This window comes from Nocardia sp. NPDC059195, assembly GCF_042754695.1.
GTDB lineage: Bacteria > Actinomycetota > Actinomycetes > Mycobacteriales > Mycobacteriaceae > Nocardia.
Genome location: NZ_JBHZBG010000002.1, coordinates 300,019 through 318,957 on the forward strand (window position 1 = coordinate 300,019; position 18,939 = coordinate 318,957).

The following is an 18,939-nucleotide window of genomic DNA, read 5'->3' on the forward strand; positions in this document are numbered from 1 at the left end:
ATGCGACCTTGATCGGCAATGACGGCGACGCCGTCCGAATCCTCCTGAGCGACCTGAGCTCCCAGGTCGTTTCGTAGCTGTGGAAGCCAGCCGGGGCTCGGCGAACGGCATTCAGATCAGCACGCCACTGCATCTCCGACCGAGTTGTCGAGACGCACCCCCAGGACTCGCGACAATTCGCCGACACTGTCGGCACTGGGTGTCACCACATCGCGTTCCCAACGGCTGATCTGGTTTCCGTCCGCGATTCCGATCCAGTCGGCCAACTCCGCCTGGGTGAATCCGGAGGCCATCCTCGCCGCCCGAATCGCTTTGCCGATCTTTGTGGACATGGTCTCCCCTCTCTCTCGATGCCCTCGGCACGGACTGCATCGGCGCGGGTGCCCGTAGCGAACACTCGTACTCCTGATGCGGTCTCGCGCAGCCACATTCGAAAGATATCGGTGTATCGGCCTTCGAAGGAGGCTGTCACTGCACGGCAACTGACTGTGCACGCACAAACGTGCTTGCAGCCGGGCGCGACAACCCCGGCTACTTCGGTGGGTTGTCCGTATCAGTGGCGCTGCGGCGCCAGTCACGTGGCGTGATGCCGAATGCTTCGCGGAATCGCCGGGCGAAGTGAGCGGCGTCGCGGAAACCCACGGCACCGGCCACAGACGCGATGGACCGGTGCGCGTAACCTCTGTCGATCAGCATGTCGCGGGCCCTGACCAGGCGTTGTTCGATGATCCACTGCTCGAGGCTGATACCCGACTGCGCGCAAACCTTGAACAGGTGCCGGACGGAGATGTTGTTGGCGGCGGCGATACCGGGGATCTTCAGGGTCGAGTCGGACAGGTGTGTCCGCACATACCCGAGGATCTGCTCGATCAGCAGTTGCTCCGGCATGGCTGCGCCGTCACCCGGACCGCGGCCCGCTGCCGAGATCAGTAGCGCCCGAACCATTTCCAGGCACGACTCGCCCACGGAAGCGGCGGCCGGATCTGCTTCGAGCTGGTCGGCGATCGCGACGAGATGCTGGATCTGCGCCGTGACCATCGGGTACAGCGGCGATGCCGCCAGCCGCCCGTGAGCCGCGACGACCGTTTCCGCGGAAATGCCGAGGCGCTCCCTGGACAACTGCAGGCACAGCGTTCCCCCGAGACCGTGCCAGCCGGAGGCGAACGTGGTGGCCAGGTCGATCACTTCGCAGGCGCCGGGCTCGATCAGCGTTTGCGCACCGAATTGTTCGTGCCTGCGGACCTGTCCGTTCTGAACAGTGACCGTCAGGGTGTCGCTGGGCGTTGTTCGCTCATGCCGACGTGTCCGCCAGACCTGGTGACCGGATACCTCCGAGCGGGTGAGCGCGATCGGACCCAGCATCCAGGCCTGGTGCCGGCTGACCACTTCGGCCGGCGAATCCCACATCTGCAGGTTCGCCCCGATGTCGGCTTCCTGCAGGATCGCGGTGACTGCCTCCCGCCGGTCCGCCGGTGTGAAGTAGTCGGAGTCGATCAGCACTGCCATCGGTGATCTCCACTTCGGATCTCGCCGGCGGTGGAGTTCCTCCCGTCGCCGGCCGCTGCGCGTTTCGGGTGGTGGCAATTCGGGCAAAGGTGATTGCACGGGCCAGTATTCGGCGATGCTATCGCGCCCCGGCGCGCCCGGAGCCCGATTCGGCAGGGTTGCTCACCGACCTGTGGTGGCGTGTTCCCTTGGCGCGGTAGGCCGTAACGCCAGGATTCGACGCTCGGCCGGTGTCGCCGTCGCAGCCCATTCCGGCCGCAAGGCCGCGTAGGTGCACACATCGCGCCACCGGCCCTGGGTTCGGTACAGCTGCCGAAGCCGCGCCTCCGGCGTCAAGCCCACTCCCGACATCACCGTGTCCATCACCGGATGATCGTGGCGGTGCCCCGCCCATACCCGGTGAATCCCGAGCGGCCCGAAGGCGAATGCCGCCATGAGCCGCCCCGCCTCGATTCCACCCGCACGCAGCGTCCCTTCCGGAACCATGACCAGACCGCCGATCATCGCGCTGCTGCCGAAATCCTCTACCAACAGGCCGATGGTGCCGACCATGGCGTCCTCACCCGGTGCCGTGATCGCCAGCGTGTACTTGCGCCGCGGACTCTCGCCGCGGGACCGGCGGGCGGCGTCGAACGACGCCGCGGCTGCCCGGACGCCCATGCTGTCGGTGCCCATATATCGGGTCAGGTGAGGGTCGGTGAAGATCCGCTGATATACGCCCAGATCACCGGCACGGAGATCACGCACCCGCAGCCGTGTGCCGACCAGTTCCACGTCGCACAGGTCGATCGTCAACGGACTTCTTCCATCGCCCGCACGAATGCCGGAGCAATCCGTTGGCCTATCGCGGGTATGAGCTCGTCGAGGTCGACATAGGTTCGCCCCGACGGGATCAGCTCGCCGAGCAGGATCCGGCGAGCCGTGTCCGCCACCAAGGCGCCGCCGAGCATCACCCCGGAGGCGAGTTGAGGCCAGCTGGACAGGCTCCGGCCGATCTCACCGACGGCGTCCCGCATCGCCGGACTCAGCTGCGGCTCATCGACCACTGCCAGCAGAAACGACAGCAATTCGCCCCGGTTCATCCTCGCGACATCGGAAGAGGTCGACCCGCCGCCGCGGCCGTGGAACAGCGGGCGATGGGGTTCGCGATCGAAACGCTCCACATCCAGCAAGCCGCGATCGTTGGCGTCCATCAGTACCGGGATCCCTCGGTGCCGCGCGCACTCACGGGCAGCGACTTTCGCCCATACCGTGTCGCATTCCTCCACCACCAGATCCAGCGGCCGAGTGCCGCCCACGCCATCGAAGAACGACCCGATCGACTCCTCGGTCAACCCGTCCATGAACACCTCGATGTCGAGATACGGGTCGATCTCGAACATCTGACGTGCCGCGAGCACAGCCTTGGAAACTCCGAGATCACCCACCCCTGCCCGCAACCGGTTCAGATTCGACAGCCCGACGGTGTCGAAGTCGGCCAATCGGAACGATCCGCCGACCCCTTCCATCGCCAGCGTCACAGCCGCACTGTTGCCCACCGACAGCCCGATCACACCGATCCGCCGATCGCGCAGGTCGCGCTGTTGCGCCCGGTCGATCTTGTTGCGATTCCGATCTGTCCGCACCCGCTGGAAACCCTCGCGCGGCAGCACATGCACCAACCGGCCGTTCCACGGATAGAACACCCACGTTCCCCACCGCCACAACGGAGTCCCGCCACAGATCCGACGACGGGAGGCTGCCAGCGAGCCCGTCGAATGCGCGAGGGCAGGGTCCTCGCACCGGATCAGTTCGTCGAGCTGGTCTTCGATCGTGTCGTGCACCGCACTCACAGAACTCGACGCTGCCAGCGCTTCCAGTTCACGCGGTCCTTCCGGGCTCGACGCGTCGAGCAGCACTGGACGGAAATGCGATGTTGCAGCGCCAGGCGTAAGTACCGTCGGACGCGGAACCGAGCGATGCAGAACCATGTGTGCACAAACCTCCGACACTCATGAGGCGAACGGACACCCGCTCGTCGCTGTCGACCAGGACGCGCAAAGAATACATACAGCACACCATCAGCAAACCGACCTTCGGTCCACCGGCATGGCGCGGCAATGCCTAGGCCAAACTGGGACTATGACCAATAGATCCGGCGCGAAAGGTGACCCGCTCCATTACTCTTCGTCGGTCTCGCAATAATCCCGCAAGCATTGATTCCAAGCCCTCGGGCGAGGATTGTTCACTGCCGCCCGCCCCACCAGAGCGGACATGATTCGATTACCGAACGCTCTCCCCGATCCAGCATCGCTCCACAGCCAGACGCTGAACGGCTGCGCGCTCATTAGGCAATCTTCAGTGGCCGTCGCACACGCCTGCGATCAGGTACCGCGCGGATTCCGGATCGGCTAGCGAATTCCGGATACCGCCGGTTCGTAGGCAGCGATTCTGCACGCATGTTGCACGCCGAACGGCGCCAACCAGCCCCATGGAGGAACCAGCTCTCGGGCGATCCAGGAACTCGCCTGTGCAGGCCAAGGCAGCATGTACCACCATTTCCGCGGCAAGGCAGATCTGGCCATCGCCGCGGAACATCGGATGGCCGACGAGCTCAAGGACCAGATCCAGCAGCGCCTGCAGAGCGGTTCGACGGTGCGGGACCGGATCGCCGCGTTCCTGACCGTCGACGAGAACGTTCTGAGAGGTTGCCGCCTCGGCCGACTGGTACAGGATTCAGCAGTCGTCGCAGATCCTGCACTGCTGGAGCCGATCTCGACCATGTTCACATGGATTCAGGATCAGATCCGCGAGGTCCTGGCAGACGGTAAAGCCCATGGCGAACTCGCGACCGACTTGGACATCGACGCCCTGGCCACAACTATCTTGGCGCTCAGGCAAGGCGCCTACGTCCTTGCGCGTGGCGCTCAGTCCGAGGATCCCTTTCGTCGGGCTACTATCGGGAGCTTGCAGTTGATTCCCGGCCGATGACGTGTGCTCGCCGCCTCGCAGCGAAACGGTCGGCTCGGATGACCCCGTCCGCGCCATGATGCCGTACAGCAGAATTTGCAATACATCCCTAAGGTCTCGGCCGAGACCTCCGGGTTGTGTCGCCTGTCCCCGCCATACGCACCTTTCGGCTGGTTCGCGGTGCATAATTTCGGCCTCCGCACGGGCAGGCTGATGACCTGCGTTCGCCCGTCAGAGCCGGTCTAAGCAGATAACCGTTACGCCGCCGCCCGCCACGACTGCTAGCGAGCCTCTTTTGAGCGCGCAAAGATCTGTCACCTTCATGCCGACGTCAATGGTCGAGACAGTCTGGCTCAGGCCACTCGTGCATAGATTCCATAGCCGCACCATGCCGTCAGTGCTACCGGCAGCTAGGATGGTTCGTCCGTCTGGTATTTGCACCGCCGCAACCGCGGTCACCTCTCCGATGCGACCGGCAAGTGACTCGCCGACCGGCTGACCGGTAGTCGGATCCCACACCCGCACCGTGCAATCGTCGCTGCCTGTGGCAAGCAGAGTCCGTCCATCTGGTAACGGCACCGCCGCAACCGCATTCACCCTCCTCGTGTGGCCGGTGAGTGGCTCGCCGGAGGCGCGACCAGTGGCCGGATCCCACACCCGCACCGTGCAATCGTCGCTGCCTGTGGCAAGCAGAGTCCGTCCATCCGGCAACGGCACCGCCGCAACCGCATTCACCCTCCTCGTGTGGCCGACAAGTGGTTCCCCAGCCAGGTCACCAGTGGCAGGATCCCACAGCATCAGCGGGCCCTGACCTTCGACGGTCGCCAGCAGGGTCCGCCCATCCGACAACTGCGCCGCCGCAACCGCGGTCACAAGGTGGAGGTGGAAATTGAAGGGCTCGCCGAGCCGGTAACCGGTGGTCAGGTCCCACAACTCCACCGTAGGAGGAAAAAGCTCGCCAGCAGCCACCCCAGCAGCCAGCAGAGCCCGCCCATCCGCCGACGGCACCACCTCGACAGTGTCCGCCCTGATGGTGTGGCCGATAATTGGCCCGTCCGCCAGGTGACCGGTGGCAGCGTCCCACAACTGCACCTTGGTGGAGCCGTCTCCCCTCGCGGCAATCAGGGACCGTCCATCCGGTAGCGCGACCGCGGCGACCGCGGTCACCCACACCGCGGGGACCCCGGTCGCCCAAGAGATGGTCGAGCGCTCGCCAGCCAGGTATCCGGTGGCCGGATCCCACAGCCGCACCGCCCAATCATCGCTGCCGCTCGCCAGCAGAGTCCGGCCATCCGGCAACCGCACTGCCGCAACCGCGGTCACCCGGCCCGTATGGCCCACAAGGGGCTCGCCGACCGAGTGACCGGTGGCCGGGTCCCACAACCGCAGTGGGCCGTCGCCGCCGGTCGCCAGCAAAGTCCGCCCATCCGGCAACGGCACTGCCGCGACGGCGAACACCGCAGGGTTGTAGCCGGTGAGGGGTTCCCCGGTCTGCTGACCGGTAGTAGAGTCCCATAATCGCACCGTGCCATCAATACTGCTCGATGCCAGCAGGGTTCGCCCGTCCGGCAACGGCACCGCCGCAACCGCGAACACCCCCAGGGCGAACCTCCCCCCGGCGTGGCCAGTGAGCGGTTCCCCGCACTCCTCACCGGTAGTCGGGTCCCACATCCGCACCGTGCCATCAACGCTGCCGGCCGCCACCAGAATCCGGCCATCCGGCAACGGCACCGCCGCAACCGCGAACACGGCGTCAGAGTGTCCGGTGAGAGGTTGGCCGAATTGCTGACCAGCGGTCGGGTCCCACAACCGCACCGTGCCATCGCGGCTCCCAGCCGCCACTAGGATCCTGCCATCCGGCAAGGGCACCGCCGTAACTGATTTCACCCAGTCGGTGTGGAATGCACCGACCGGATCGCCGGTATTCGGATCCCACAATCGCACCGTCCCATCGCCGCTCCCGGTTGCGAGGAGCACCCGCCCATCCGGCAACGGCACCGCCGCGACCGACCTGACCCAGTCTGTTTGGCAACTGAAGGGTTCCCCTGCCGGGAGGCCAGTAGCCGGTTCCCACAACTGCACCTTCCCGTCGAGTAGGCCGGCGGCCAGCAGGATACGTCCATCAGACACTGGCACCACCGCGAGCGACGTCACTGGACCGGGATTAAGAAGCACACGGTGCGGCGCGACACCTATTAGTGCAGCCCATTGCAAGCGAAGCCGGTAGCCCTCCTTCAACCCGACGGGTCCGCGTACTGTGCCGCCAACAATCCGCGCGAATGCAATCTGGAACACAACACCACGGTCCACTAGATCTACGCACTGAAGGCGTTGCCAGGAACTCAGCAATACGCTGAGCGCAGGCGGCAGTATCAATCGGCCGAACGCATACTGGTGCACATCCCGGGCGACCGATTCCGGGTTGAGCGCAAGGAGAAGGTCTCGGTTTTCGTCGAGCGACCGCCAGCCGATCTCACCGGCTGTGCCAGCGTGCGCGGACAGCAGAAGGCTCAGGTAAGGGTTCAGCGTCTTGGAGCCGTCGAGCACTGCGCCGAGGTCGGTAGTCGCGGCCTTTATTAGAGACCGCGTGATCGCGAGGTGCGCTTGGCGGTCTGCGACACTCGGTTCGGCTTCATTGGTGAAGTACTCGGCGAACGTGCGGTGCGCCAGCCGGAAGACGGTCTGGCCGTATTCGCGATCGACAAGGACATAGGGCGCAGCGTCGCGTACCAGTCGCTGGACATCCTCGCCGCTGATGTCCTGACCAGGTGCGAGCGCCCGTGCGAGGACGACCCACAGGCCGCCTTGGTCGGGGACACCGCGGCCGCGGGCGAACGCCAGGGCGCGCAGCAGTGGACGGTGGCTCGGGTGCCGGGCCTCCAGTCGGTCGACCGCGACCTCGAACAGATGTTGGTGGTCCTGCCCGAGCAGACGCTCCCAGGTCGACGGAAACTGCCAGCGCCGGTCTGCCAATACTTCATGCACCGCCAACCGAGCGAACAAGAATTGACGTCGTTGCTCTCGTACCGCGCGCGCGAATGCGGTGACATCGAATGACTCGTCGAGCAGTTTGCGTGCTCGATGCAGTCGCCGCTCGACGTAGCGTTCGACGGCTGTGTCGTCCCGGTCGATGTGCACGCGGGCGGCAGTGGGGCCGAGCGCGTCGACCAGGTTCGTATCCGGAGCGGGGTGATCGGGGCCTTCGTTTGTGCTCAGCCTCGTTCCGATCAGCAAGCGGACGGTCGACACACCGGCCAGGGTGCGAAGCACCACGCCTGACACAGCTAACGGGTCGACTGCCTCGTCGAGTGCGTCGACAAGAATGGTCGTCATCGGTCGGTCGGTTAGCTGTTTGCAGAGCCACTGGGTCGACTCCGATACTGATCCGGACGGTGATTCGCCTGCGTCGATCCCCTTGGCGATCCGGGAGACGATCTCCTCCGGTGAGGTGCCGGTGAGGTGGAGGACGAGGTCGAATACCCCGCCAGTCGGGCGTTCGGCCTCCGGAACTTCATCGAGCACGCCAGCTTTCAGGAGCGCGGTGCGCAGCGTCGGGTTACTGTGGACCACCAAATGCCCGAGCAGTGCCGACTTTCCTGATCCTGCAGGGCCGGTAACAACGAGCATTCCCGATGTCGCTGTAGCGAGCCAGTCGACGATCTGACGCGTCTCGGTCTGGCGTCCTTCGAAGTACCACGATTGCTCGCCGAGCGCTGTTTCCTTGAACGGCAGTTCACCGCCATGTGCTTTCGGCAGGAAGTGGCGTAGTTCGTCGTCACTCAGCCCCGACAAGGCGGCTTCGAGTTCGTCGGTATCCGCGACGGGGCTGTTGACGAGAACGGCGTGGCGGCGGCGAAGAACGATGTCGAAGAATCGATCGCTTTCGACTGTCGCGGACAGCCGCCCGAACTCGACCGGCAGTTTGCTGAGGTCGATTTCGAATTCGCCCCGGAAAGTGACGTTGATCAGGTAGTCCAGGTCTTGGCTGAACCGGCCGAGCTCGGTGGCGCCGTCGCCGGACATTCCACCCACCAGCAGATATCGCCCGGCGACCGTACTGTTCAGCAGTTCGATCTTCAGCAGTTTGATGAAACGCGTGGATCCGCACGCGTCGACCACGACGATCGCCCACCTGTCTTTGTCCGACAGCCGACTCGCAATCGCCTTCGCCAGAACCTCCGGCGTCGTACCCTGAGTGCGGCTGCTCCGCTTGCTCTTTGCGTGGTAGAGGACAGCGGTTTCGTAGTTATTCGTGTAGCCGTGGCCGACCCAGTAGAAGATCGTGGCGGGATGTTCGGCGTTGCTCCACACATCGATTCGCTCCTCGACACTATCCGCGCCACGCTCCTCCTTGGCGACGTTCCAGTCTTGTACTCGAACGTTGAAGGGCTCAAGTACTGCGGTCACCGCAGCAACTTCGGTATCGACATCGAGGTGGCCGTGTTCGCGATACCAGCCGATCGCCATCGGGAAGAACTCGGGGCCATCCGTCATCGGTCGGTATCCACCGCCATGATGATCTGTTCCACTGCGGAATTCCCACTACCAGCGACCTCCACCCGGTACAAGCCTGGCTCGTAGACGGTGCTGGATACAAGAAGTCGGCCGTCGCGACAGTGTGCTTCGGCTCGCCGGGGCAAGCGCGTACCGATTTCGGTGACCGTGCACCGGATATCGTTCGGCTTGGCCGCCCCCTCGACTCCAATGTCGAATTCCGAACCGACGGTGACGACGTCGGGTGTGTCGATGCCGAGATCGCCGGCACCCATCTGCGGGCCGAGGTCCGCATCGAGGTTCAGCAGAACGTCTCTCACGAAGGTGATTGCCGACTGGGCCTTCGCGAGCGGGCCATGCTGCTGTGGCAGCACATGCATTTTGTTCCGGTCTTCCTTCGTCAGGATCAGTTTCCCTGGCGTCAGTGCAGAGTTCCGCGGCACAGTCCCGTCACCGAATATCATCTCGCGAAGCGGGGCACCGGCGGCGTCTCTCTGCACCCCCGCCCAACCGAAGGCGAATGCGTGGCGCTGTCCTTCGACTCGCCCCGAATTGATCTTGAGGCTACACAGGGTCGGCTGTTCGACACCGACCACCGGACGATGATCCGGCATAAGAACCGTGGCGCGCTCGGCGCGGTGGGCCAGCGCGGCTTCGGCGAGGTCACCGCGACCACCGATGGCCGTGATGTCGCTGGGGGTCAGTAGCCGCACGTCGGTGCCGGTGTCCACGCAGCGGAAGCTCGGCAGTAGGTCGTAGAGGCCCGGCATGGTGACCGCGATCCGCTGCAGCTGCCGGGCGGGCAGCGGCGCTCCCTCCCCCGTACCGAGCATGACTATGGCCTTCGGGGCGCCCTTGAAAGGGGTGCCGAGGGTGATGATTTCACCGACATTGTCGGTGGCTCCGGGGTTCGCGGACAGTTCGTGGCACAACAGTCCACCCATTGAGTGAGCGACGAGATGCACTCGCGCCTCGGGACGTTTGGACTCACGCCGCCACCACTGCAGGTGTGCGTCGATGACCTCGGCCAGTAGGAGTGCGTTGTGACGCACAGGCAGTCGCCAGTCGTAGCCGAACTCGTAGACTGCGGCCGGGTGCCGGACGATGCGTTCGAGTCCGCGCACCAGCTCGGTGTAAGGCTCGATTCCGCGCAGGAATGGCGCGAAAGTTGGTGCCCGCAGAAGGCGTCCGGGCCGCACCGTTGTGCGCTCAGGGTCGACAGCCAGCGGGGTCAACCGATTGGTAGGCGCGGTCCACATCCGTGCGATCAAACCCGGATCCAGTCCCCACAGTCTCTTCTCGGTATCGATATCGATCAGCTCGGTGCCCATGATCCCCGGCACGACGATCACAGCATCATCGATGACTCGATCCGAACCATGCACCGGGTCAAGGAATGTCAACGTCTCGCTCCATGGCGACTTCGGCAGGTCGTCGGATTTCGCTGCGGGAAAGGTCCATTCGTGCGACACAGTCGATATCATCGCCCACAAGCCGACTGGATGGGGGAATTCGCGTGACCGACAAGCCTTTCGGCGCGCGATCCCTGTTCGTCATCGCAGCCCGCGACTACCCCGACGACGATTGGGGGCAGTTCGCGGAAGGCATCGACGAGCAGATCCGAGTGGTTCAGGACTGGTGGTGCCACGACCAGCTGAAGGAGCGAGCCTTCACCGCTCGCTGCTCCACCGCCGTCACCACCCGGCGTGATGTCGAGAACCAGGTGCACGAACTGGGACTTCGCTTCCTCACTGCCGAGGATGTCGCGGTCCTGTACGTCACCGGGCACGGACGTAAAGCCGAGAGCGGCCGCCACTATCTGATGCTGCCGGACACGCCCGGCCAGGAATACACCCACGCCTATCCGACCGCCGATGTTGTCACCGCGATCCTCGGCTCGCAGGCCCAACATCTGCTGGTCATCGTGAATACGTGCCACTCTGGTGCATTGCGCTCCGAGCTCGCGAAGCACTGGGAGGATTTATCGTCGTCCCGGCGCGAACTCAGCTCACTCCATGTGTTCACGATCGGCGACTTCGACCAGCGGCCCCGCATCCTCGACTTCACCCGAGCGCTCGAAACCGTCCGCACGACCCTGTTGCAGGGCGGTTACGCGAAATCGCACCTGAGCATCGGCGATTTCCTGCGGGAGCTCGACTACGCCGTAAAATTGGCTGATCCCGACAAGGAGTCCCCGGTCGGTGTCAAGCTCGTGTTCGGTGAGTCTTGGACCAGCGACCCGCACCTGTGCCTGCCCAACCCCGGTTACACGCCCGCCGACCCCACTGTGTACGACGCTCGACGCCAGGTCGCCGACTCCCGTGCCGAAGTGGAGTACTGGCTCGATCGTGCTAGTGGCCGCGCGACCGCCGACGATCCCGGCTGGTACTTCGCTGGTCGACGGACCCTGACGCGGCAAGTTGCGAGCTTCCTTCGCTCTGGGGCAGGCATGCTCATCGTCACCGGCGCGGCAGGAACCGGAAAGTCAGCGATCATCGCGCGAGCAGTGACACTGTCGGACCCAAAATTCCGCAGCGACCCGCGTTACGCCCTGGCAGTGGAGACGGCCCCCGCAGAATCACTGCCACCTATCAACTCGGTCGATGCCGCTGTCCTGGCCCGCCAGAAACGTGCGCCTGCGATCCTCGAACAGATCCTGACCGCCACCGGCATCACGCCGACAGCCACAGACCGGGCAAGCACCCAACAGTTGCGGAATCGCCTGCAACAGCATCTCATCAGCATGGGGAGGACAGTGACGATCGTCCTGGACGGTTTGGACGAGGCCGACCAGCCGATGCTCCTACTCCCGGAGGTCGTGAGCCCCCTCGCGGGCTGGCGCGACCAGCACGGCGCACACATGATTCGGTGGGTGATCGGTGTCCGCAGCGACACCTCAGCAGGTTCACCGGGCCGAGGGCCGCACGGACTGCTGCCCGAGCTGACCAAGATCGCCGCCGACGGTGTCACAACGTTACGTACTGATGGGCCCGAGACAACCAACGACATCGCCGACTACCTGGAAGCACTGCTGACCAACGCACACGCATACCAAGGTGACTCCATCGGACGGAAGCAGCTTGCGAACTTGGTCACGGACCGAATCGGACTGTCCTTTCTCGACGCCCGCCTCGTCGGCGAACGACTGCGCCGACTCGACGCACAACAATCGCTCGACGACCCGATCTGGCTGCAGTCCCTCTCCGACGGAACCATCGGGTTGCTCCGACGCGATATCCGCGACGCCGCCGACGACCACGACACCGACGCACTACTGGCGGTGCTGCGTGCCGCCGCATTCGCTGGCGGAGCCGGGGTTCCAGTCGGCGAAATCTGGTCGGTGATGGCTGCCGCGGTCCTCGACCGACCGCTACCGGACGGCACGATCGACCATGTCCTGAGCGGTCCTCTAATCGGATACCTCACCCGAGATGTGGACGAGCGGATCGTCACGTATCGGCCAGTACACGAACGGCTCCGGGAGGTATTGCGTTCCCAACCTGACGCACTACGAGAGGAACGGCCGTGACATACGCAGTCGAGCCAGGAGACGAGGTCGCTGTTCAGGCCAGGATCAGCAAAGCACTGCGCGCACAGCTACCAACGGTCGCCGAGATCCCGCCGCACCCCTACATTCGCAGGGAACTCGTAACGCACGCGGCGAAAGGCGATGTCCTTGACGACGAGCATGTCCCGGCGTCGTTCCTACCCTGGGAAACCAGCGGCCTGGTACGCAGCCACGTAGGAATACCGACAAAACCAGAGCTCGAAGCCACAAATCTTGCCGCATGGGCGGGGCTGGAACCGTTCGTCACCGAGGTAGAACCTTCGTCGCGCGCACTGAGCCTGGATATCGCGATTTCAGCGAGGGCATGGCCATCTGTCGATCGGGCTTCTAATCGACAAGTTTGGGCTCTGTGGTCGCAGTGCCGAGTCGGCAGCAATATTCTGGCACACGTAGATGGTGCGATTAATACACTCGCGACACTGCCGTTGACTGACGGACGGGCCGTGCTTGCCGCTGGGAGCTCTAACGGCACTCTGCAGCTTTGGGATCCTGCCTCCGGGCACCCCATCGGCGAACCGATCACCGCTCACACCGGCGGCGTCAGCACCATCGCAGCGGTGCCGTTACCGGACGGCCGGACCCTGCTGGCCACCAGCAGCTACGAGGGGATGGTCCGGTTGTGGGACCCGACCGCAGGCCACCAGGTCGGCGAATCCCTCACCGGACACACGAGCTGGGTGACCGCGATCGCGCCAGTGCCGTTACCGGACGGGCGTGCTGTGCTGGCAGCTGGAACCGCCGATGAAGAAGTGTGGATGTGGGACGTAACCACCGGCCACGCGGTGGGTGAACGCCTCGCCGGCCGCACCAACTGGGTGAACGCGATCGCGGCAGTGCCGTTACCGGACGGACGGACGGTACTGGCCACCGGGAACTCCTATGGCACCGTGCGGCTTTGGGACCAGGCCACCGGCCATCCGGTCGGCGAACCAATCACCGCCCACACCGATAGGGTGAACGCGATCGCGGCAGTGCCATTGGCAGACGGTCGAACCTTACTGGCCACCGGCAGTGACGACCGCACGGTTCGACTATGGGACCCGACCACCGGCCACCCGGTCTGTGAACCCCTTACCGGCCACACTCATTGGGTGACCGCGATCGCGGCAGTGCCGTTACCGGATGGACGAACTCTACTGGCCACTGGCAGCACAGATAGAACGGTTCGGTTGTGGGACCCCATCACCGGCCGCCCCGTTCGCGAACCCCTGACTGGACATACCGAAAGGGTGAATTCGATCGCGGCGGTGTCATTGTCGGAGAGCCGGACCCTGCTCGCAACCGGCAGTGAGGATGGCACGGTGCGGTTATGGGACCCGACCACCCGCAACCCAGCCGACCAACCCCCTGCCGGCCACACCGCCCCGGTGAACGCGGTTGCAGTTGTGTCGTTGCCGGACGGCAGGACTCTGCTGGCGACCGGCGGCTTCGATGCCAGGGTACGGTTATGGGACCCGGCCACCGGCCACCGGGTCGGCCGACCGCTCTGCGGCCACTCCAGCGGGGTGTTCGCCGTCGCGCCTGTGCCGTTGCCGGACGGACGAACGTTACTGGCCACCGGCAGTTACGATCGCACGCTTCGGCTATGGGACCCGACCAAGTGTGAGCCGGTCAGCGAACTCCTAACCGGCGACACCCCGTTCGGGTACTCGGTTGCGGCAGTGCCACTGTCGGACGGCCGAACTTTACTGGCCACCGGCAGCACGGACGAAATGGTGCGGTTATGGGACACGACCACCGGCCGCCCGGCTGGCGAGCCTCTCACCGGCCACACAGGCAGGGTGACCGCAGTCGCAGCAGTCCGATTGCCGGACGGCCGAACCCTCCTGGCTACCGGCGGCACAGACCGAACGGTTCGGTTGTGGGATCCGACCACGGGCCGCCCGGTCGGCGAACCCCTCACCGGACACGCGAGCTGGGTAACCACGATCGGGACGGTGATGTTACGGAACGGGGGGACGCTGTTGGCCACCGGCAGTGACGATGGCACGGTTCGACTGTGGGACCCAACAACCGGCCGCCCGGTCGGCGAACCCCTCACCAGCCACGCAGGCGGAGTGAGCGCGGTCGCGGCGGTGCCGTTGTCGAATGGCCGGACCGTGCTGGCCACCGGCGGCTTCGATGGCACGGTTCGGTTGTGGGAGCTGCCGTCCTTTCATGCAATCGATCTTGCGGTTGTCGGGGGTGCCGTCAGCGCACTCGCTGTCATCGAGTCGACGTCCGCGTCGCCAACAGGTTTGGCTGTCGCGGGGGGAGCTGGATTGTTGATGCTGGGCCTCAAATAATTCACACCCACCTCAGCGAACTTCCCTCAGCCACAACACGGCATGGGTGGGGTGCGAGCAGTGCCGGTGCGGGGTGCCGCACCGAGACCGGTCGTGCCAGCAGGGTTACAGGCCCGATGCAGTGGCTTCCGTCGTACAACCTCCGCTGTCGATGCAGTGCTGGCGGGATCGCTCATCATCAGGTTTCCTGGAGATGGACGAGTCACTGATCGGGCAAGCGAACAGGGTGCCCGATGCACATTCAGCAAGTCTCACGATGCACAACTTCGAGCAGGCCATACCGACGCCCTCAAGGGCCACGAGGAACATCGGTGCCTCGACCTCGGCAATCCGGCAGTGCCGCGGCCTCAACTACCCGACCACCGGTCTCCCACCTCCGCGTGCTCGTGTCGCGTCGATCCGCCATTTTGCAGCGACCACAGGCGCCTTCACCAACCACTGCAGACTGCGCGAAACCCACGGTCGCCCGAGTGAGGTAACGGGTCATGTCCAGGCGTAGCCCGAAGCGGACTCTGAACCCGAGCCGCTACGTGTCGATAAAATTCGCTGCCGAACGCGCCGGCGTCAGCACAGACACCATCCGACGGATGATCGCCGACGGTTCGCTTCCCGCATACCGGTTCCGAGGCCAGATACGAGTCGCAATCGAAGACATCGAGGCCGCCATGCGCCCGATCAATTGACCCAAAATCGCGTGACGAGCATCACAGCCACGGCCCGCATCGAGCAGGCTACGAGCTCCCAATTTCGGGGCCTCCGCGTCCCGATTTCGGGACGATATTCAACGTATATTCAACGAAAACGGCAGGCCATCGCCGTTAGGGCTCTGACCTGCCGTTTTACTGTGGTCCCAGCTGGTTTCGAACCAGCGACCTTCCGCGTGTGAGGCGGACAAATAACCGCTGGTCACCGGCAGTATTTCGTACCCGCGTGCACCATACGTGCCCTAACCGGTCAATGTCTGACCACGATGGTCCGTGGTAGGTCCGCCGCAGTCCCCTTGGCGGCCAGCCTGCTCAGTTCCAGTGCGACCTGCTTGTCCCGGCCGTCCACCGCGTGCAGGTACCGCATCGCGGCAGCGGAGGACGCGTGGCCGAGTCGCTTCTTCAGATCGGCCAGCGTCGCCCCGGTACTGGCTGCCAACGTCTGGCCGGTGTGTCGCAGATCGTGGAAGGTCACCTCAACACCAACTCGTGTCCGGGCGCGGACGAATGCCTGATAGATGGCATTGCCTCTCATACGCCGCCCGTCCCTGCCCACGAACAACCAGGTATCACCCGCCCACTTCTCCTGGTGCTCCATCAGATACGGCCGCAGATGCGGAGGAATCGAGACCGGCCGCTTACCGGCATCGGTCTTGGGATCGGCGTCGAACGCCACGCCGGTTTCGAGGAGCTCCACGCGATTTCTTCGCACCCACACCTGACCGGTCACCACATCCAGGTCGGCGACTGACAGCCCGATGATCTCACCGCGCCGCAGTCCGCACCATGCACCCAGCAAGACGGCGGCGCGGTACCTGGGCGGGATGTTGTCGACCAGGTCGGCAACCTGCCCCGGCGTTGCAATGCCGCGCTCCTTGGCGCGGTCGGCGCCAGCCCCTTTGATCGTGCATGGATTGGCCGCGACGGCACCGTCACGGACAGCTTGGTTCATCACGGTCCGCAGGAACCGATATGACTGGGCGATAGAGGTTTTGCCGCCCGGGCCGTCCAGAGCTTTCGCGTGCCACGATCGCACGGTCGGCGCCGTGATCTCGATCAACGGCTTGCGCAACAGTGTCGTCATGTGTAGTCGCATGTTGCGCCGACAGGTTTCCTCCCACCGCGGACCGACGTCGGCGCTCTCTCGGAGGTACGCGGAGGCGTAGTCCTCGAAGAGGGTCAGGCCAAGTTTCTGATCCGACCAGGTTCCCCGGTTCAACTTCGCCTCGGCATCCACGAGCCATCGGTCGGCGTCGGTCTTCGTCCGGAAGGTGGTCGGCGCGGTCACACGCCCGCCGGGGCCGAGGAACGAGGCTTGGAACCGCCCAGAGGCCAACTGACGAACCTTTCCGAATCTTCTTCGTCCCATCAGGCAGCCCTCTTCCAGGTGGTCGAACCACCGTCAATCGCCTCGACCCGACCTGCTTCAGCGAAGGCGTCCAGGTCAGCCACCGTCAGACGAACATGGTTGCCGACCTTGTAGAACGGGACCCTGCGTTCGGCAACGATCCTCCGGATAAAACGCACTCCCGTGCCGAGATATTCAGCTGCTTGTTCAACATTCAGATACTGCGTGTGCAGATCCATGGAGTTCCCTTTCGAAGTTGAATCGCACCACTCCGTTGCGAGCCTCAATTCGCATCGCGGGCCGCCAGGAAGAAGAGAATTCACCCATCACGAACTCATGAGCCCTTTCAGACGACCGGGCGATCTAATGCAATTCAATGAGCGCTCCGCATTCCGTTTATGTCAAGCGGCCATCCGCAATCCATAAAGCGTTATTTCCCCATTTCCGCAGAGACATCCGAAAGCGCCGGATGAATGGCCTTCCGTCATACGATGAGGGAAATCGTCGAACACCAGTACACTCCGCTCGATTTCTCCAATTTTGGACATGGAGGCTCCCGAAACTGCGAGGTAGATCGCCCACCGTCAGCGACGATGACCGATGAACTGGCGTTTGACCGGCTATCCGGTGCGCTTGCCTGTCGTCCCTGGCGAACCGGCGACGTGACAGGTGACCCCGCCACCCCCGGCCCGACATTCGCCCGCTAGCGTGCCGAACTGGGCACCGCGATCACACGGCGCGGCTGCGACGCGGCAGAAAGCGTGCGAATGTGTCATCGACCGGCCATTCCTTCGAGATGCACATAGGATCACCCCATCGCGTCGTAGTCAATTCAAGAATCATGGTGACTAGACATGTTCTTACGCCAATTCCTAGCGGCGAATTCGGAGCGGTCATATAGCGTCGATTTCGCAGGAATTGATCGCCCCGGCCGGCGCTTCATCACCAAGCCGGGGCAGGCACGGCGAAGGGGGCTCCGAAATGAATAGTGTAATTATCTCGGTCGGATCAGAGGTAGAAGTCGAGGCACCGTATGACTGGCGCTTCCATGACGCAGCAGACGAACTCGGCGGCGCGCTTGCGTCTGACCGAGGTGTCTGGCAGTTTCCTCTACGTGACGAGACGCGCGTCCACCAGCTCTGTAGGGAGGTCTTCAGCGGCGTCGGCATCGCGTCACATCGGGTTGTTCAGCAGGGGTTCGGCACGGCCGAGTATCAATCCGTCGAAGCGCAGGACCCGCCTCCGTGAGTGTCAACCAGCGGCGAGCAGAGCTGTGTGATCGACTTGACGCACTTCTCGACGAGCTGTCCGAGGTTCACACCGCTTTGCAAACGCTGAAAGCGTAGTTCCGCCAAGCCCATTCGACCGATGGCCGTGCTGACGGCCATCGGTCGATGTGTATCAGCCACCAGCTGTCACTCGACGAGGCGCAGCGAGGTGCACTCTGCGTACGGCGTCTGCGGCCTACGTACCGGAAGCCTCGGCCATGTCATGGCCACGTCGTTATGGGGTTCTGCCGCGCAAGAACGCTCTTGCCGACGAGTTCGGCGATCACCGCACGAATGATGCCAGCATGGGCGACCACCGCGTACTCGATGCCGCGCCAGTTCTCGGGTTTGAATTTCCAGAACACACGCGCGGAGGTCGGCGGCTGCACGGCCGGCATGCCGTCGTAGTACCCACGCCCGGAACGAGGGTTGGTGGGGTCAAGGTGGTGGTGATCATTTGTCCCGGTCCAGGGTTCGCGGTCGCCCTGACCGGTGCTCGTCGTGCAGCCCGTCGAGCCCGTGTGCCTGGTAGCGGGACCGCCAGTTGATCACGGTAAGGCGCGAGATATCGAACCTGCGAGCGATCTCGGCATGGGCCACACCATTGGCGGCCAGGTGATGATCCGGGCCCGTAGAACGAGTCCGGACTTCATCGCCGTGGACCGGATCCAGGACTGCAGGATCTCTCGGTCGCCGTCACGCAACGCCAGAGAGGCAGCTCGCACGCGCCGATTCTACCAGATCGCTCACTGCCCAACCACTTTGAAATCATCCCGCTAGATCTGGACAGCCATTAAATCTCGGTGATCGTTTGAGT

At 64.1% G+C, this 18,939-nt stretch carries 14 protein-coding genes and 1 tRNA gene; 4 read left to right on the forward strand and 11 right to left on the reverse strand.

What is annotated here, in order from left to right; all coding sequences use genetic code 11:
* Window positions 1-116 precede the first annotated feature (116 nt).
* From ACFXKN_RS04100 to ACFXKN_RS04115, 4 genes are all read right to left on the reverse strand, one after another.
* Window positions 117-332 (reverse strand): helix-turn-helix domain-containing protein, encoded by a 216-nt coding sequence (locus tag ACFXKN_RS04100; RefSeq protein WP_378945128.1) that lies wholly within the window; start codon window positions 330-332, stop codon window positions 117-119.
* 199 nt (window positions 333-531) lie between these two features.
* The gene (locus tag ACFXKN_RS04105) at window positions 532-1,506 is read right to left on the reverse strand and encodes a helix-turn-helix domain-containing protein (RefSeq protein WP_378945125.1); all 975 of its coding nucleotides are present in this window, start codon (window positions 1,504-1,506) and stop codon (window positions 532-534) included.
* 162 nt (window positions 1,507-1,668) lie between these two features.
* Entirely contained in the window at window positions 1,669-2,301 is a 633-nt protein-coding gene (locus ACFXKN_RS04110; protein ID WP_379432327.1) for a GNAT family N-acetyltransferase, read from the reverse strand.
* On the reverse strand, window positions 2,298-3,338 hold the full coding sequence (locus ACFXKN_RS04115; protein WP_379432328.1) for a ThiF family adenylyltransferase: 1,041 nt from the start codon (window positions 3,336-3,338) through the stop codon (window positions 2,298-2,300). The genes ACFXKN_RS04110 and ACFXKN_RS04115 overlap by 4 nt, the downstream gene beginning before the upstream one ends.
* 748 nt (window positions 3,339-4,086) lie before the next feature.
* Here ACFXKN_RS04115 and ACFXKN_RS04120 point away from each other — a divergent pair.
* Window positions 4,087-4,476, forward strand: a complete 390-nt coding sequence (locus tag ACFXKN_RS04120) for a TetR family transcriptional regulator C-terminal domain-containing protein (protein ID WP_379432329.1) — start codon at window positions 4,087-4,089, stop codon at window positions 4,474-4,476.
* 210 nt (window positions 4,477-4,686) lie between these two features.
* Here the strand turns inward: ACFXKN_RS04120 and ACFXKN_RS04125 are convergent, their stop codons facing one another.
* Both ACFXKN_RS04125 and ACFXKN_RS04130 read right to left on the reverse strand, forming a co-directional pair.
* Window positions 4,687-8,949, reverse strand: coding sequence for a PQQ-binding-like beta-propeller repeat protein (locus tag ACFXKN_RS04125; RefSeq protein WP_379432330.1), 4,263 nt, complete (start codon window positions 8,947-8,949; stop codon window positions 4,687-4,689).
* Window positions 8,946-10,421, reverse strand: coding sequence for a hypothetical protein (locus ACFXKN_RS04130; protein WP_378945093.1), 1,476 nt, complete (start codon window positions 10,419-10,421; stop codon window positions 8,946-8,948). The genes ACFXKN_RS04125 and ACFXKN_RS04130 overlap by 4 nt, the downstream gene beginning before the upstream one ends.
* Window positions 10,422-10,465: 44 nt before the next feature.
* Between ACFXKN_RS04130 and ACFXKN_RS04135 the strand changes: the two genes are divergently transcribed.
* The 3 genes from ACFXKN_RS04135 to ACFXKN_RS04145 all read left to right on the forward strand — a co-directional run bounded on the left by ACFXKN_RS04135 (window position 10,466) and on the right by ACFXKN_RS04145 (window position 15,485).
* Window positions 10,466-12,478 carry an AAA family ATPase gene (locus ACFXKN_RS04135; RefSeq protein WP_378945090.1) on the forward strand — a complete coding sequence of 671 codons (2,013 nt, stop codon included), beginning with the start codon at window positions 10,466-10,468 and terminating at the stop codon, window positions 12,476-12,478.
* On the forward strand, window positions 12,475-14,802 hold the full coding sequence (locus ACFXKN_RS04140; protein ID WP_378945087.1) for a hypothetical protein: 2,328 nt from the start codon (window positions 12,475-12,477) through the stop codon (window positions 14,800-14,802). The genes ACFXKN_RS04135 and ACFXKN_RS04140 overlap by 4 nt, the downstream gene beginning before the upstream one ends.
* Window positions 14,803-15,287: 485 nt before the next feature.
* On the forward strand, window positions 15,288-15,485 hold the full coding sequence (locus ACFXKN_RS04145; protein WP_378945084.1) for an excisionase family DNA-binding protein: 198 nt from the start codon (window positions 15,288-15,290) through the stop codon (window positions 15,483-15,485).
* Window positions 15,486-15,647: 162 nt separating this feature from the next.
* Here ACFXKN_RS04145 and ACFXKN_RS04150 read toward each other — a convergent pair.
* The 5 genes from ACFXKN_RS04150 to ACFXKN_RS04170 form a co-directional block, all read right to left on the reverse strand.
* Window positions 15,648-15,712: transfer RNA gene (locus ACFXKN_RS04150), tRNA-OTHER, on the reverse strand.
* A gap of 44 nt (window positions 15,713-15,756) precedes the next feature.
* Window positions 15,757-16,743 carry a tyrosine recombinase XerC gene (xerC, locus tag ACFXKN_RS04155; protein WP_379432331.1) on the reverse strand — a complete coding sequence of 329 codons (987 nt, stop codon included), beginning with the start codon at window positions 16,741-16,743 and terminating at the stop codon, window positions 15,757-15,759.
* 131 nt (window positions 16,744-16,874) lie between these two features.
* Window positions 16,875-17,093, reverse strand: a complete 219-nt coding sequence (locus ACFXKN_RS04160; RefSeq protein ID WP_379432332.1) for a helix-turn-helix domain-containing protein — start codon at window positions 17,091-17,093, stop codon at window positions 16,875-16,877.
* Window positions 17,094-18,343: 1,250 nt separating this feature from the next.
* Complete coding sequence (locus ACFXKN_RS04165; RefSeq protein WP_379432333.1) at window positions 18,344-18,520, reverse strand: hypothetical protein; 177 nt, start codon at window positions 18,518-18,520, stop codon at window positions 18,344-18,346.
* Window positions 18,521-18,575: 55 nt separating this feature from the next.
* Window positions 18,576-18,722: a helix-turn-helix domain-containing protein gene (locus tag ACFXKN_RS04170; RefSeq protein WP_379432334.1), complete on the reverse strand. Its 147-nt coding sequence runs from the start codon at window positions 18,720-18,722 to the stop codon at window positions 18,576-18,578.
* Window positions 18,723-18,939 lie beyond the last annotated feature (217 nt).